Source organism: Dehalobacter sp. 12DCB1 (genome assembly GCF_004343605.1).
GTDB lineage: Bacteria > Bacillota > Desulfitobacteriia > Desulfitobacteriales > Syntrophobotulaceae > Dehalobacter.
This window is the reverse complement of sequence record NZ_POSF01000014.1, coordinates 31,302-46,965: the sequence shown is the minus strand read 5'-3', so window position 1 is coordinate 46,965 and position 15,664 is coordinate 31,302. Positions and strand designations below refer to the sequence as shown.

The window sequence follows — 15,664 nt, the reverse complement described above, 5'->3', positions numbered from 1 at the left end:
TAGGTATAAATGAACGCTTTGGAAAACCCCAGATGGAACTTCTGGCAGGCTCTTTACCTGATTCTTATTGTCTATGTTCTGGAATTTGTTTTAGGCTGGCTAAAGCCGCTAGAGAACCTTGGCTATCTGAAGGGGTATATCAGCTATCTTGTCATCGGTTTTGGCGAGGGTCTACTCTTTTTTGTTGCACTGTTTTTATTCTTCAAGATCCTGCGCGGATCATTTGCTGATTTGGGACTGACCAATTTAAACTGGAAATGCTTTCTGGCCGGACTGGGCGGCGGTATAGTGTTATTTTTTGTAGTCGGTCTTTTGGGAAATGTCCTCGTGGAATATTTCGGGAAGCCCGAACCCCAGAGCTTTGCACTGGCCGTTGAGGGCGTTGATTCCATCTGGCAGCTGATGCCGCTGGTTCTGCTAGGCGGTTTTATCGTACCGCTTAAAGAGGAAATGATTTTCAGGGGACTGATCTATCCTCCGCTGCGCCAGGGGTATGGCAAAGCGAAGGGCATTCTTTTTGCAGGACTGTTTTTCGGACTGATGCATTTCGATCTGATAAGATTTGTACCGCTGGTGATCGGAGGCCTGGTGCTGACTTTCCTATACGAAAGAAGCAAGAGCCTTTGGACTTCAGTCATTGCGCACGGGGTCTGGAATATTTTGATGGTCATCTTGATGTGGTGGCAGCGGGGATAGAGCGTATTCCTATTTCAGAGCAAAGACCCGGTGCTACAGGACACGGATAGAACATATTTCTGCAAGCGGGATAAAGACAAGATAGTGGCAAGAGAATCTGAATGAGGCTAAGATCATTCGGAGTTTGAAATAAGAGCATGTTCGGACGAGACTGCGAACAGAGAGAAGAAGGATCCATGGTTAATAAAAATGACCGACATAAGGGTACTTATTATACCGTCGCCAGAGAAGAGCGCATCGGCGCGAAAAACCTGGATATAGAAATCGTCCGTTTGGCTTCCGATGGATCCGGTGTCGGCTATACAGACGGAATCACCACCTTTGTCCCGGGGATGCTTCCGGGAGAAAAAGGCAGAATACAGCTGACGGAACAGAAGAAATCTTACCGGAGAGCACAGATTGTTAAAATTGAACAAATGTCTGAAGAAAGAGTAGAGCCGCCCTGTACAGTTTATCCCGTCTGCGGCGGCTGCAATCTTCAGCATGTTGAGTACCAGACTACGCTCATTTGGAAGCAAAGGTGGGTTGAAGATGCCCTGCGGAGAATTGGCGGATTCACCGATATTCAGGTCGAACCGGTTCTGGGCATGGACGATCCCTGGCGCTACCGTAACAAAGCAGTTTTGCACCGTGATCTGAAAGGCCGGTTTGGCTATTATTGTGAAAAGTCTAAAGATGTAACAGTTTTTGACGATTGTCTGCTGCTGAGTCAGGAGACCAACAATAGAATAAAAAGAATGCAGCAGGTGATCGGAGAATGCTGCGAGGGAATCAAGACGGCCACGTTCCGGGAAAGCAACCGCGGCAAGGGACTGCTTGTCTTTGACGGCAATACGGAAAACACGAAAGAACTGGATCGATTGATCAGTAAACTGAAAGAACAAGCTGGATTTTCTCCTCAAAGCTGTTCGATTACGATTCCCCGGAGGAATAACGTGTTTGAGGGGAGCGGGGCCCAGTATCTGAATGAACATTTAAACGATCTACGCTTCAAAGTCTCCCCGCGTTCTTTCGTTCAGGTCAATCCGGCGCAAACGGCGGTGCTGTATGGACTGGTACTGGATTGGGCCGGACTCACGGGAGAAGATGAGGTTTGGGACCTCTACTGCGGTATCGGTACGATGACCCTGATGCTGGCCCGGAAAGCCAAAAAGGTATTGGGCATCGAGGAAAATCCGTATGCGATCGCTGATGCTAAAGACAATGCCGAGGACAATAACATCACCAATGTCCGCTTTGTAGAAGGGAAAGTCGAGAAGAAGATGGCGGCACTTTCCGGAACCCCGAGCGTCGTAGTGTGCGACCCGCCCCGGGCTGGCATGGAGCCGGAAGCCCTTGAAGGACTGCTTGAGATCAGTCCGGAAAGAATCATCTATGTGTCCTGCAATCCTGCCACCCTGGCCAGGGATTTAAAGGTGCTTTGCCGGAATACTTATCGAATCGAGCGCGTACAACCAGTGGATATGTTCCCGTGGAGTCATCATTCAGAGGTTGTAGTCCTGTTGCAACGTTAAATCGTTAATGTTACAATGGATTGACAATAAGTAAACCTTGGAGCGTAAAAGCGATTTCGTTTTTTACGCTCCTTTTCTTAAGATAACTGAAACGAAGGAGGATATTTTTGTGAAAAAGATTAGGTTTATTCCGGCAAAAGGTTTAAATAAGAATACAGGAAACTTAAAAGTAGCAGCATATTGCAGAGTCAGCACCGAAATGGAAAGCCAGCAGAGCAGTATTGATCTTCAAATTAGGTATTACACTGATTTGATTCAAAAGAATCCCGAATGGGACTTTGCAGGTGTGTTTTATGATTACGAAAGTGGACTTAGAAAAGAGAAGCGTAATGGCTTGGACGAAATGCTTCAGAAGGCATATCGTGGTGAAATTGATTATATCATTACCAAGTCCATTAGCAGATTGTCCAGAAATGTATTAGATATGCTGACGATTATCCGGAGCTTGAAAGCAAAAGGCATTAATGTTTATTTTGAGAAAGAAAACTTGAATTCTATTGAAGACGAAAAAGAAATTGATATTGTTTTTAATGGGGTTATGGCACAGGAAGAAAGTCATAATTTGAGTGAAAATGTTCAGTGGGGGTATCGACGTAAATTTGAAAAAGGAGATGATTTTGCCGGCAAAATCCCCATGGGTTATAGGCGTGACAATGATGAGTGGGTAGTTCTGCCGGAAGAGGCCGATATCATAAGGAAAATCTATCAATTGTATTTAGAGGGAGCTACCTTACAGCAAATAAAAGAGTACCTGGAAGGACATCAGATTAAAACCGCTACAGGGAAAGAAGCATGGGCAACAGCAGTTGTTCAAAAGATTCTGAAGAACGAGAAATACAAGGGTGATTCTTTGCTGCAAAAAACATACACAGAAGATTTTATAACAGGCAGAAAAAGTAAAAATGTGGGGCAAAGAGATCAGTTTTATATAGAGAACAGCCATCCTGGCATTATTTCTTCTGAAGTTTTCGATAAGGTTCAGGAGGAAATGGCCAGACGCGCAAGATTAATTCATGAAGTGGATGGCACAGTAAAATCCAGCATTACCAAGTATAACGGCAAATATCTTCTGGGGAATTTGCTGGTATGCGACAATTGCGGTGCATCTTATCGAAGAAGAATAGAACGTGGCAAGGTTGTTTGGCGCTGTGCGACAAGGATTGAGAAAGGCAAAGACACCTGCCCTCACTCACCTACTCTGGATGAAGGTTGGGTAGTTGATACCCTGAGTGAGGCTGTCTGCCAGGACAGAGCTTATGATGAAAGCATAATCAGGAATGAAGTTGATAGGATCCAGGTTTATGATGCCTACATCCTGATTAACCGCACAGATGGATTGTCACAGGAGAAAAGTCTTCTGAAATGATTACAAAGAAAAATATATTTTGATATTATGTCCCATACATATATACTTATGTCCCGATATATGGTATGATGGAAAAGAGAATGGAGGTCAACATTATGAAAAAGCAAAATGTTTTAAACTTGATAAAATACCATGTTGAAAGAAATGAAAATGCGTTTAGAAACGAATCCATAAGCATAGCAAGATATTTTGACAGTATTGGTGACTATCAGTTAGCTGAATACATTATGAGCCTGATTGCAGAGTCAAATTTGTATACTCCGCAAGCTAGTGATTTTGAAAGTGAATTTTTAAAGCAACTGGATATCAGGGGAATGGCTCCGCTAAATTTACCTATAGATATATCTGATGATATAAAAGGTATTATTAATGCGGTCAACCACAATATAGGGATAAATAAATTTTTATTCGAAGGCTTGCCAGGTAGTGGGAAAACCGAGGCAGCCAAACATGTAGCTCGGTTACTTGATAGAACACTATATTATGTTGACTTTGATAACCTAATTGATAGTAAGTTAGGTCAAACCAATAAGAATATTATAAGCGTGTTTTCAGAAATAAATATGATTCCACATTCAAATAAAGTTGTTGTTTTATTTGATGAAATAGACGTGATTGCATTGGATAGGATTAATCGTAATGATGTACGAGAAATGGGCCGAGTTACTTCGACGATTTTAAGAGAACTCGATAGGTTAACTGATTTAAATAAAGAAATTGTAATTATTGCAACAACAAATTTATATACAAATTTTGATAAAGCGCTAACAAGGCGTTTTGATGCAGTGATTAATTTTAACCGATATAGCAAAGAAGACTTGATTGAAGTTGCTGAGTATTACTTCTCGTCTTTTATTAAGAATTTTAAAGGTATTTCAAAGGATACAAGGTTATTTAAAAAGATATTGGAAATATCCGACAAACTGCCTTATCCTGGAGAATTAATAAATATCATAAAAACATCTTTGGCATTCGGTGATACCAATCTCGAGCATGATTATTTAAGAAGGCTTTATAATAATTTAGTTGGTAATCTTGACCAAACTGACCTTGAACAACTTCATATACAAGGTTTTACAGTAAGAGAAATAGAAAAACTTAAGGGTGAATCCAAAAGCACCGTTTCTAGGAAGTTAAATAAGGTGGAAAACGCTGATGAATAATGTATTAGAATTGAAAGGTAAGCGGTTTGTTCAAGCGTCAAAAGGTGGTGGTGGCGGTGGTGCTGCCATGAATAGTAAAAAAGCAGTAACAAGCGAGCAATTAAATAAATTGCAATCTAAAATAAGTCGGATTGAAGAGTTTTGGAAGCAAGAAAAAAAGCCTTTTGAAGGCATATTAATTAGCGTCCATTATAATAAAATAGTTGCAAAAAGCAATCGGATTTCTGGGCTGTTTAGAGGGAATGATTCTAATTACGCTATTGTTGGTGCCAAATTCAATGAAGAAAAGAGCAAGCATATTATTACTTATTTTTTAAATGTTATAGATTTAGAGCAAAGCATTGACTTGCTTTCGAAAACAAGGCATGTGTTGAATACTAAATTTCAAGGAAGTATTGATAAACGCACTTTTGATAATGAGAAGATTTTTGGCAATGAGAAAAAGAAAATTGCAGGAACTATTCAGTTTGAACATCTCCCCATAAATAAATCTGTATTTAAACAAGTAATAGCAGATGTCTCATATATAGATGATTTTGAAGTAGAGATGGCAACACCTCAACTAAATCAAAGCATCATTACTCTATATGATACTGGCACAGATACAAAAAAATTATTTGAAGCTATAGGAATTGATATTTTAGCGAGTAAAATATTAGATAACCAGACAGTATTTTTAGACGAAAATCAGTTAAAACTTTTATTTGAAAAAGTTCCTTATCTTGTTTCAATGGCAACCGAGGACTTAGCAGAATTATCTCCGGAAGATTTTATTGAGGAATATAAGCAAGGCATGTTGTACATACCCTCTCCGACTATTGAACCTACTATTGGTGTTATCGATACCTTATTTGATAAACACGTTTATTTTAGTGAATGGGTTGAATATCGTGATATGGTTGATGATAGTATTCCAAAAAGTACAGGTGACTATCGCCATGGTACGGCTGTGTCTTCCCTTATAGTAGATGGTGCAAGGCTAAACCCATGGTTGGATGATGGTTGTGGCAGATTTAGAGTGCGACACTTTGGTGTTGCAGTTGGCTCGAAATTCTCCTCTTTTACAATTATAAAACAAATAAAAGAAATTATTGCTAATAATAAAGATATAAAGGTATGGAATATCTCACTTGGGAGCAATCAAGAAGTTAATGATAATTTTATTTCTGCAGAAGCTGCGATATTAGATCAGATTCAGTATGAAAATGATGTTATTTTTGTTGTGGCAGGAACAAATAAACCTAATATTAATATTGTGAAAATAGGATCGCCTGCTGATTCAATAAACAGTATGGTGGTTAATGCAGTGACTAAAAAAGGTTTATCAACAAAGTATGCTAGAAAAGGATTGGCATTATCGTTTTTTGCAAAACCAGATGTCAGTTATTATGGTGGAAGTGAGGAGCAATATATTAAGGTTTGTGAACCATTAGGGGCTGCAAATGTTGCAGGAACTTCATTTGCGGCTCCTTGGATTGCTCGAAAACTATCCTATTTAATTGATATTTTAGGTTTAAACAGAGAGATTGCTAAAGCAATGCTTATTGATGCAGCAAGGGATTGGAATGAAAATCCAACTCCGGAAGAGGTTGCACTTTATGGACACGGCGTTGTACCTATTAAGATAGGAGATATCGTTCAAACGAAAGATAATGAGATTAAGTTTTTGGTGTCAGATGTAAGTGAAAAGTGGAATACTTATAATTATCATTTTCCGATTCCCCTAAAAGATGATAAATATCCTTATATCGCCAGAGCGACTATGTGTTATTTCCCGATATGTGATAGAACACAAGGTGTTGATTATACTAATACTGAACTTAACCTTCATTTTGGTAGAATTAAAAATGATGGAAAAATAAATGAAATCAACAACGATAAGCAGAATCAAGATGAAGCATTAAGTACTGAAAAAAATTATCTTCTTGAAGGTGAAGCGAGGGACCGATTTAGAAAATGGGACAACGTGAAATATGTTGTGGAAAAACCGAAAGATAGAATGAGCCCAAAGAAATCATACACCAATAAGAACTGGGGAATGGAAATTAAAACAAACAATAGATTAGATCCTAAGGATGGGAGAGGTATTCGTTTTGGTGTTATAGTTACCTTAAAAGAAATCAACGGTATTAATAGGATTGATGAATTCATTAAAAATTGTACTTTAAATGGTTGGCTGGTTAATAAGCTTGATATTCAAACAAGAATTGATATTAACGAAAAAGTAAACGAAGATATTGAGTTTGAGAATAATTAAGATCTAAGGCTCTTTTATAAATGATCATATTCATAGATAGTTACTTTAGAAACGGGAAAATTTACTTAACTCTAAGGGGGTACCAGAGGGGTGCGACATCTTTTTTGTCTACTCAAGGCATACAGAAGTGGTCACGCAACTTGTCAGAAAAGGGTAATTTGATATGTTGCTGTTTCACCTCCATCCACGTTGAGATGGTAATTCTGATGACGAATAGTAGTTTTAAGGGCAAATAAGACAGGTTGACCACTATATGTAGTCATTTTGAAGCAAAAATTAAGCAAAAATCGAGCCGAAAAATTACGTTTTTTGGCTCGATTTTTTTGGGCATTTCATAGATGACATAGGGCATTTTAAATAATATAGCTCATGGTTTCTAAAGAAGTAGGGCTATTGACAGCAAGAACTGTACTTAATTTTGTATTAAACCAATATGATACAATCAATGGATAGTGTCCCTCCTGCGTTTTATTTAGTAGAAGGAAAATCAGTGGAAAGAGCCTGCTCTTTCTGTGACTCTAGTTCCTCGATACGACTGGAGAGTGCCTGATGAATTGCATAATATGACTCGCTGCCGAGAACAATTCTCTTCGGTGCTGGATTCCGGTCAACGCTGTCAATCATTATTTTTACCATTTTCAAAGGATCTCCTAAAGGTGCAGCCGCATTATTTTCAACAACGCGCCTTATAAATGATGCCGGGGAAGTCTCATAAGCATCTAGCTTGTCAGCTAATTTTAAGCTGCCCTTCAAAAAATTAGTTCGAGCCCCACCTGGCTCCACAAGTGTAAGACTGATGTTGAAGGGAGCTAATTCTTGCATTAATGCTTCAATAAATCCTTCAATACCCCATTTGGTTGCATGATATAAGGAACCTCCGGGTGAGGCGACTTGTCCGGCTACGCTAGATAGTTGAATAATTCGTCCGCTGTTCTGAGAGCGCAAGTGGGGTAAAGCGGCTCGTATTAACTGAATAGGACCGACGAGGTTTGTATTGATCTGATGGATAATTTGATCATTGGTAAACTCTTCAGCTGCACCAAAAAGACCATAACCAGCATTGCTGACAATGATATCAATTGTTCCAAGCTGCTGAAAAGCTTTGTTGATAACCTCATAAATTTCCGGTATGTCAGTTACATCTAAATGCGACACCCATAAAAGCTCTCCGTATTTAGCCTTAAGATCATCCACCGAATTCATATCGCGGACAGTACCAGCAACTTTATCGCCCCTCTCAAGGAGTTGTTCAGTCATATGCCGTCCGAAACCGCTGTTAATACCTGTTATAAACCAAGTTCTTTGTTTCATCTCTCTATACCTCATTCTTACTCAAGATTTAATCATTCAGAAATCATATCTGAATAGCTATATTATTGCAATAAAAATTGAAATAAAATATAAAGAACATGCTTAAAATTTGCCTAATCCTGCAAAGTACAAATACAAATACCTGCTATAAAAAAATTTTGATATAATATTTATAATAATCTTAAGAACTATAATCATTGAGTTAGAGAAATGATGTGAGCTAAAGTCATTATTATTCGAATAGAAGCTGGGTGAGAAAGAAGTGCTAGAACAAAAGGAGAGTATAAAAAAAGAAATATTATTTGAAGAGAGTGAATTTACCAAGCAGAAGGCATTGTATACTATGATTGAAACGGCAGAGAAGATTACTAAAGAGGATGGAATCACTAGAACAATAATTCCGTTTCTTTCTATTGTTAGGCACAGTCATGAAATTCCTATAACTCCAGGAGTTATGAATCCAAGTCATAGGAGCCTCAAAAGAATCGCCGTCTATTGGCTTACACATTGAATTTACTACAAGTGAAATTGCTTCTGTAGTGATGGATGCACATATTAAACTTAATATAAATAGTAAAGAACTTTATTTAGGAGCATTCGCAGGAAAAACAGATGAAGAACTGCTGGATTTATTTATAAGACTTTTGAAGCTCTGTGACAGACCTAAAGATAATTACTTTTTGGCGGAGCTTATTAAGCGAGAAATGATATATCGTCTATTGACTGGAGAGTATGGATACTTATTTTTTCAGCAGGTGCTTGTTGAACAGCAGGTGGATGGAATAGGTAAGGCTATAGATTGGATCAAGAAAAATTATAACTGCACTTTTACTGTGGAAGAGCTGGCAAAATTAAATAATATGAGTGTCTCAAGCCTTCACCATAAGTTCAAGGCTGTAACTACCATGGGACCATTACAATATCAGAAAGAGCTTCGTCTTCGAGAGGCAAGACGCCTAATGCTGAGAGATTCTTTGGATATTACTGCTGCTGCCATGGAAGTTGGTTATGTAAGCTCATCCCAATTTACTAGAGAATATAAGCGACTTTTTGGAAAGCCACCACTTAAAGATATAAGTGCTTTGCGAAAAAGTTTTAGAGCAGGTGTATTCGAAAGCAGCATATAAGATTACTTAAATCATTATAAATCGAAAAATCACTTAATAAATCCGCCAGCAGACAAAGGTGTAGCCTGCAAAAGTAGCACAAAAAATGACAGCAATAAAAAGACGTTTTGGCGTCTGGATCCAGGACCTGCTATTTTTGCGCATAGCAAAAAAAACATTGATCCAGGTGAACCAACTCAATCAGTTGATTGATAATAAAAATCAAGCTGCCCGTTTCTTGTAATTGTGATATAATCCTCCAAGAACAGGATCAGAAACCAAAATCGTATCAGCTACAGTGGAAACAGGCCATTCAATTGACGGAATAGGTGTCTGGCATTCAATACCCTGATGCGTCCTTGAAGGATTGTAATATCTATTAATATATTCACTAAGCAAATATTCAAGATGCCTTTCATTAAACGGAATAATATGATCAAGCAATTCCCGACGGAGGATACCACCGACTCTTTCGCAAATACCATTTTGCCAGGGGCAGTGATAGCCAGTCTTTTTGGATTTAATATTTGTGTTATTGAGGAATTGCTGGAAGTAAGCAAAGGTAAAAATGGTATCGTTGTCATGAATCAAATATTCCGGTGTTGCGCCATAGGGCGTTGCCTCCCTGATCTGCTGTGCTACCCATGCAGAGGATGGATTGGAAGTGACGGCAGAATGTTTGATCTTCCTGCGGTCATGACTTATGATAATGAGTACATACAGTACCTTGAAATACAAAGTCGGGACAACAAAGAAATCTATAGCCCAGATGCCCTTTTTATGGTTGTTAAGAGAGGTTTTCCACGACTGAATCTGTTTTCCGCTTGAGGTCTTTGGTGATTTGCCAATATATTTCGCAATGGTGTTGGGCACGGGAGCATCAGAAATACCAAGGTTAACCAGCCGCTCATGAATTTTCTCAGGAGAAATCAGAGGGTTTTCCCAATGAATTCTTTTGATCAGGGCTATGGTAGTGCCTTGTTCGTTTTCAGACTCAATCTTACACATCCACCGTCATTCCGGACTTAAATTCCACGGTGAATTTGTCCTCATAAACGGTGACTTTCTCAATCAGCCGCTGGACAAGCTGCGCAATTTATCTAGATTTCGGCCTGCTGGTACTGTTATTGCGAGCATTGGAAGAATAGATAAACTTCAAAACATTCGTGAGCAGTATGACTTGCTTCAAAAGTGCAGCACTGCTTGAACTAGAAAGGATTTGCATATGGAAAAAAAAGTATTCTTATTTAATAAAATTGCTGCTATTTATGGCCTTTTTTTTAATTGGCAAGTGAGGAACTACCGTCATGTTTTGAATAATATCAAAGAAGAGTTGGATTTTTCCACCTACCAAAGCATCATTGACATAGGATGCGGAACAGGAGCACTATGCAAGGTGCTCCTGGAATATGGTGTGGAGGTGACTGGGCTCGATCCCGCCGAAGCCATGCTCGCCATTGCTGCTAAAAAGACCGGGATAACAAAACCGTTTGGACCGAGTATTCGGTTTATTCATGGCGACGTGCTTAAGGGGTTGCCTTTTAGAGATCAAAGTTTTGATCTGGCCATCACATCTTACGTGGCTCACGGGCTTATGCTAAAGGAGAGGATAACCCTCTATAATGAGATGAAAAGAATTGCCAAGTATACCGCTATTTTGTTTGACTATAACGAACACCGTTCATTGATTACCGACATTGCGGAATGGCTGGAAGGGGGAGACTATTTCAGCTTCATCAAGAACATAAAAGATGAATTGATGAATCAGTTTGGCAATCTTAAAGTCATAAATACTGGCAAGCGTTCTGCAATGTATATTTGTAAAATTGAATAAGAATCTTATGTAAGGGTAAGATAACTCCTAAAAGGAGTGTCTAATATGTACTGGAAATATTCCCTTGGATTTTTGATTGCTTCCCTTGTTCAAGCTGCAATAATTGCGGCATCAGAATTCCTTGGTATTTCTACTCTTGGTGCAAAAATAACTTTTGGACAACTAATTATCCATATTCTTGCTGGGCAGGCTGTTGGATTTTTACTAATGGTTATAATGCAAGTCATAAAGAGTATAGCTAAAATGAATTTTTGGTTGCTTGGTTGTATTTACGGGGCTATTGTTTGGGTAATATTAGTTTCAATCAATTCTGCACAGGGCACTATTAATGCCCCCTGGACACAAGGAACATCTACAATAATAGCAAGTCTGCTAGCATTTTTTGTTTATGGAATATCTGTAACTTACACCATTAAAAAATACGAAGTACTAGGCGTTAAGGATTGATGCACTTTGTCTCGATAACAGGAAAAAGAAAATAACAATAAAAACAAAGCAAGGCACCCTACATTTAAATTCTCGTAGAGTGCCCCGTTCGTTTTTAAGCTTATTCATGTTGTCGCCCCTACGATCAATCTGACCACCCCGGATGAGGAATGCGATCTGGATTACGTGCCCGATAAGGCAATCAGACATGAAGTAAATTATGCTATTTCAAACGGTTTTGGATTTGGTGGACATAATGCTTCACTGCTCTTTAAAAAGTATCATTTTTAAAAAGCATATCTATGAAAACATCAAATTAGAGAAGGGATTTCACGTTGTGCCAAAAAAGATAATATGTTGGCAATTTTGCGGATGCTAATTCAGGAGTAAAAATCACTGCAAAACAGATTTCAGAAAAGGACAGAAAACAAGGAGGATGAGTATGCCAAAATTACGAAAAATGCTAAGCAACTGGGAGGCACCATATATTCAGTCGCTTATGAAATTAATTGAAACCCAGAGCAAGGCAACCCTTGCGACTTGGGCGCTTGATTATTCCGAGCGTGTTATAGTGCCGCTGTGGAGCAAGAACTATCCGGATGACTTTCGTCCGCAAAATGCTTTAAATGCTGCCCGCAAGTGGCTGTCAGGTAGCATCAAACTGCCCCAGGCGAAATCGGCAATCCTTGAGTGTCATGCAGCTGCTCGTGAAGCAGACGGAAATCCTGTTGCACAGGCAGCGGCGAGGACAATAGGCCAATGCGCATCGACCATTCATTCAGCACGGCATTGTATCGGGCTTGCTTTTTATGGAGCGATAGCGGTCGCTTATGATCAGCTTGGGACAATTGTGCCGTGGGGACAAATCGAGCAATGTGCTGCTGAAGAGTGCGAACGTATGGAAGCTGCCCTGCGTGCCGTTGCCGTGGAGAACGAGCCAAACCCGGCAAAGATCGATTGGAAATGCGATTAAGACCCATCGCAGGCCGGGGCATTCATGTTAAAATGATCGGGGGTGACGTTATAGTGAGTTACACAAAGGAGGAATTGGAAGAAGCTCTACAAATTGTATCTTCAACTATCAGCAGGTGTGAAAAAACACAGCCAAAATTTGCGGTGGGTACCTCTCAGCACACTCTCCTTAAGAACAGGATAAAAGCATTATGCATTTCAAAATTATTGATAACACATGAAAATGTTATTGACAAATATACAAAAGAAGAATTGATCAAAGCATTACACCCCGTATCTTCAATTATTAGCAAATGCAAAAAAGCACAGCTTAAATTTGAGGAGCGCACCTCTCACCATACCCGCTTCATGAAAATGATAAAAGCAATGTATATTTCAAAATCATTGATAACAGATGAAATTAGTAAAATAGGTTAAATTCCAGTTTGCTCATAATAAAACAAGGCACCTACGTTTAATTTCGTAGAGTGCCTTGGTAGTTTTTGCCCTAATTCACTCCACATCCGCCGCCATGCCGGACTTAAATTCCACGGTGTTTGTCCTAATTAGACTGATGTCATTCCTATACAAAACAATACCGAGTACTGTTTTCGTAATCAAAAAGAAATGAATACACACATTACTTTGGAAGATATTTTGGTTCTTAAAAACTTATTGATAACCATGCTATCATGTGATACTATATACCAGTAGTAAGTAGTACTTTATTCCGATTATACAGAATAGTAAGAGGTGATTTTTCTGGAAAACCTAACGGAAATGCTCAAAGGGGTGCTTGAAGGCTGCGTCCTTGAAATCATCAGCAGAGGGGAAACCTACGGATACGAAATTACGCGGCGGCTGAACGCTCTCGGATTTTCGGACGTCGTGGATGGAACAGTATATACCATCTTGGTGCGGCTTGAGAAAAAAAGGTTGGTGGGAATTACCAAAAAACCATCCGACATGGGGCCTCCGCGAAAGTTTTTTGCGCTCAACGATGCGGGACGTGAGGAACTGCAAAAGTTCTGGGAAAAGTGGGAGTTCGTATCATCAAAAATTAACGAGTTAAAGGAGAGGAAATAATGAATTTTTGGGAAAAGATCACAGGCAGCGACATGACTAAAGAAATGAAAATTTTTGAATTGCGAGCCGAAAAGCTGCCTGATGATTATCAAGCGGCATGGAAAAAAATCAAGCCCAATCTTTGGCCGCACTCAGATTTCACCGGTCGCAACCTCATGCCAATTCTTGACGGTGTGCTTGGCCTGCTTGAAGAAACAGCGGCGGACGGTCAGAGTGTCCAAGAGGTTTTGGGTGACGATATCAAAGGATTCTGTTCAGCGCTGGCCGGCGAAGAAGGGGCAAAGTCTTATCGTGACAAGTGGCGCAAGCAACTCAACAACAATATCGCTAAAAAATTAGTTAAATAGGAGGATAATATGAGAATACAAAATATCATCGAAGGCAAAAAAGAGTGGCGAGCGCACGTGGCGCGTGTCAAAGAACTCCCGCAAGATTATCAGATTGTTTATAAAGAGATCCAAAAATATTTCTTTAAGGTCGGCCCTGTTGAGCTAACCGAAGGAACGAGTCTGCTCTCGGGGATTGTTGATCTTTTTGAAGAGGGCGCAGCCTTGGGAAAAGGCGTGCTCGAAGTGACGGGCAGTGACGTAGCGGCTTTCTGTGATGATCTAATCAAAGATTCAAAAACTTACGCTGACATCTATCAAGAATCTGTTAACCAAGAAGTTAACAAGGCTATGAAAAAGGTTACGGATAAAAAAGGGGGATATCGGGATAGAAAAAGCAATTGAAGTGAAAGGGCTGCAAAAGTCCTACAAGAAACTTTATGTTCTAAAGGGTGTGGATTTCGAGGTAGAAAAAGAAAGCAGGGGGACGGTTCATCTGCTTGCAATTACCTCATCGTTATGATAGGACGACATTTTCTACTAGTTTCTGACATTCGTGGTAAAGAAGATTTTTGCTGAAGAGTAGGTTCTGTTGAGAAGTCTGCTAAGGGACTGGCAGATCTGCTGACAGAGCCAATTTGTGGAGAAAAGACAGAAAAATATTTTGATAGAGGTACGGTTGAGAGAAAGTCCTCGTCACTTTCGTACAATCTTGAAAATGCACAAACAAAAAAAGAAAAACAACGGTGAGATGAACATTTTCTATATTGAAAATAACCATCCGCCCTTTCAGCTTCTTAAGAAAAAGGTAAGGATCTAAAATAATTTCTTTATTGTCCGAGCTTTTTCCGTCCGTTTTCACTCTTGAATAATTATACTATTCAAATCAACCTATCTGGCAAGATCAATGAGAGTAATTTATGAGTAATTGGATCGTTTGCAGGAGATGCTAATAATTGTAATAAAGCTAAATCTTTAAGGGTGCAGATAATGAGAATACCTATAATATCTTTGATATTATTCTCAACCTTAATCTTAATTACTGTAAGAAGTTTTTTGGCCCGAAAACATCTTAAAATTTTGCTGGGACTTATTATTACCTATATTGGCTTCTTATTTTTTATTTGGCTGGAAAATAAGTTTGGGTTTGAAATATATGATTTTGTCCTAATACTTGTGACCATAACCATCTTTGCTCATTTTTATTTTGGGGAGAATCTTCGGCTCTACTATAAGACAAAGTATTTTGACCGATACCTGCATCTTTTTGGAACAATGGCATTTACATTATGTCTCTATTTGATTATTATCAGGACATTAAAACCGGTCATGTCTCCAAACAGCGTTATTTTTGTTTTCGTAGTAGCTTTAGGAGCTCTTATCGGTGTTATTTTCGAGCTTTGTGAATTTACAGCGGATATGATATTTAAAACGAAAAAACAAAGAGGGTTAATTGACACCGATGTTGATTTAATATTTGATATTATCGGGGCGACATTAGCGGGTAGTTTTGTATTATACTTTCCAAAATTATTTTGAGTTGTTAAGTTCATCTAAGGGATATATCCGAGCAAGAACTGAATATGGCCAAAACGCTGATCAATTCCATGGACACACTCTTTGACGTC

At 39.1% G+C, this 15,664-nt stretch carries 17 protein-coding genes and 3 pseudogenes; 17 read left to right on the top strand and 3 right to left on the bottom strand.

Annotated features, from left to right (window positions below; translation table 11 throughout):
- Positions 1 to 9 precede the first annotated feature (9 nt).
- The 5 genes from C1I38_RS06930 (at position 10) to C1I38_RS06910 (ending at position 6,996) form a co-directional block, all read left to right on the top strand.
- On the top strand, positions 10 to 696 hold the full coding sequence (locus tag C1I38_RS06930; protein WP_020492638.1) for a type II CAAX endopeptidase family protein: 687 nt from the start codon (positions 10 to 12) through the stop codon (positions 694 to 696).
- 176 nt (positions 697 to 872) lie between these two features.
- The gene (gene rlmD, locus C1I38_RS06925; RefSeq protein ID WP_020492639.1) at positions 873 to 2,210 is read left to right on the top strand and encodes a 23S rRNA (uracil(1939)-C(5))-methyltransferase RlmD; all 1,338 of its coding nucleotides are present in this window, start codon (positions 873 to 875) and stop codon (positions 2,208 to 2,210) included.
- Positions 2,211 to 2,319: 109 nt separating this feature from the next.
- The gene (locus C1I38_RS06920) at positions 2,320 to 3,576 is read left to right on the top strand and encodes a recombinase family protein (protein ID WP_020492640.1); all 1,257 of its coding nucleotides are present in this window, start codon (positions 2,320 to 2,322) and stop codon (positions 3,574 to 3,576) included.
- A gap of 95 nt (positions 3,577 to 3,671) precedes the next feature.
- Positions 3,672 to 4,739 carry an ATP-binding protein gene (locus C1I38_RS06915; RefSeq protein ID WP_026156552.1) on the top strand — a complete coding sequence of 356 codons (1,068 nt, stop codon included), beginning with the start codon at positions 3,672 to 3,674 and terminating at the stop codon, positions 4,737 to 4,739.
- Positions 4,732 to 6,996 carry a S8 family peptidase gene (locus C1I38_RS06910; protein ID WP_020492642.1) on the top strand — a complete coding sequence of 755 codons (2,265 nt, stop codon included), beginning with the start codon at positions 4,732 to 4,734 and terminating at the stop codon, positions 6,994 to 6,996. The genes C1I38_RS06915 and C1I38_RS06910 overlap by 8 nt, the downstream gene beginning before the upstream one ends.
- Before the next feature lie 468 nt (positions 6,997 to 7,464).
- On the opposite strand, the gene C1I38_RS06905 is transcribed toward C1I38_RS06910, so the two are convergent.
- Positions 7,465 to 8,307: an SDR family oxidoreductase gene (locus C1I38_RS06905; protein WP_026156553.1), complete on the bottom strand. Its 843-nt coding sequence runs from the start codon at positions 8,305 to 8,307 to the stop codon at positions 7,465 to 7,467.
- Between the two features lie 262 nt (positions 8,308 to 8,569).
- Between C1I38_RS06905 and C1I38_RS14280 the strand changes: the two genes are divergently transcribed.
- Both C1I38_RS14280 and C1I38_RS06900 read left to right on the top strand, forming a co-directional pair.
- Complete coding sequence (locus C1I38_RS14280; protein WP_243103603.1) at positions 8,570 to 8,818, top strand: hypothetical protein; 249 nt, start codon at positions 8,570 to 8,572, stop codon at positions 8,816 to 8,818.
- Positions 8,766 to 9,434 carry an AraC family transcriptional regulator gene (locus tag C1I38_RS06900; protein ID WP_348980857.1) on the top strand — a complete coding sequence of 223 codons (669 nt, stop codon included), beginning with the start codon at positions 8,766 to 8,768 and terminating at the stop codon, positions 9,432 to 9,434. Before C1I38_RS14280 ends, C1I38_RS06900 begins: the two co-directional genes overlap by 53 nt.
- A 201-nt stretch (positions 9,435 to 9,635) precedes the next feature.
- Here the strand turns inward: C1I38_RS06900 and C1I38_RS06895 are convergent, their stop codons facing one another.
- Both C1I38_RS06895 and C1I38_RS14420 read right to left on the bottom strand, forming a co-directional pair.
- Positions 9,636 to 10,421, bottom strand: coding sequence for an integrase core domain-containing protein (locus tag C1I38_RS06895; RefSeq protein ID WP_083916800.1), 786 nt, complete (start codon positions 10,419 to 10,421; stop codon positions 9,636 to 9,638).
- Positions 10,414 to 10,503: pseudogene (locus C1I38_RS14420) on the bottom strand (DNA recombinase); the annotation flags it as partial. The pseudogene C1I38_RS14420 and the gene C1I38_RS06895, both read right to left, overlap by 8 nt.
- Before the next feature lie 135 nt (positions 10,504 to 10,638).
- Between C1I38_RS14420 and C1I38_RS06885 the strand changes: the two are divergent.
- From C1I38_RS06885 to C1I38_RS06845, 10 genes and pseudogenes are all read left to right on the top strand, one after another.
- A complete protein-coding gene (locus C1I38_RS06885; protein WP_020492646.1) occupies positions 10,639 to 11,247 on the top strand; it encodes a class I SAM-dependent methyltransferase in 609 nt (202 codons plus the stop codon).
- Between the two features lie 45 nt (positions 11,248 to 11,292).
- Positions 11,293 to 11,694, top strand: coding sequence for a hypothetical protein (locus C1I38_RS06880; protein WP_034382451.1), 402 nt, complete (start codon positions 11,293 to 11,295; stop codon positions 11,692 to 11,694).
- Positions 11,695 to 11,802: 108 nt separating this feature from the next.
- Positions 11,803 to 11,964: pseudogene (locus C1I38_RS14275) on the top strand (beta-ketoacyl-[acyl-carrier-protein] synthase II); the annotation flags it as partial.
- Between the two features lie 151 nt (positions 11,965 to 12,115).
- A complete protein-coding gene (locus C1I38_RS06870; protein WP_020492647.1) occupies positions 12,116 to 12,646 on the top strand; it encodes a putative immunity protein in 531 nt (176 codons plus the stop codon).
- 50 nt (positions 12,647 to 12,696) lie between these two features.
- Positions 12,697 to 13,062 carry a hypothetical protein gene (locus C1I38_RS06865; RefSeq protein WP_085958643.1) on the top strand — a complete coding sequence of 122 codons (366 nt, stop codon included), beginning with the start codon at positions 12,697 to 12,699 and terminating at the stop codon, positions 13,060 to 13,062.
- A gap of 315 nt (positions 13,063 to 13,377) precedes the next feature.
- Complete coding sequence (locus tag C1I38_RS06860; RefSeq protein WP_020492648.1) at positions 13,378 to 13,710, top strand: PadR family transcriptional regulator; 333 nt, start codon at positions 13,378 to 13,380, stop codon at positions 13,708 to 13,710.
- Positions 13,710 to 14,057, top strand: coding sequence for a DUF1048 domain-containing protein (locus C1I38_RS06855; protein WP_020492649.1), 348 nt, complete (start codon positions 13,710 to 13,712; stop codon positions 14,055 to 14,057). Before C1I38_RS06860 ends, C1I38_RS06855 begins: the two co-directional genes overlap by 1 nt.
- A 9-nt stretch (positions 14,058 to 14,066) precedes the next feature.
- Complete coding sequence (locus tag C1I38_RS06850) at positions 14,067 to 14,441, top strand: DUF1048 domain-containing protein (RefSeq protein ID WP_020492650.1); 375 nt, start codon at positions 14,067 to 14,069, stop codon at positions 14,439 to 14,441.
- Positions 14,425 to 14,511: pseudogene (locus C1I38_RS14270) on the top strand (ABC transporter ATP-binding protein); the annotation flags it as partial. The gene C1I38_RS06850 and the pseudogene C1I38_RS14270, both read left to right, overlap by 17 nt.
- A gap of 515 nt (positions 14,512 to 15,026) precedes the next feature.
- Positions 15,027 to 15,575 (top strand): hypothetical protein, encoded by a 549-nt coding sequence (locus C1I38_RS06845; protein ID WP_131929835.1) that lies wholly within the window; start codon positions 15,027 to 15,029, stop codon positions 15,573 to 15,575.
- The last annotated feature ends 89 nt before the right edge of the window (positions 15,576 to 15,664 follow it).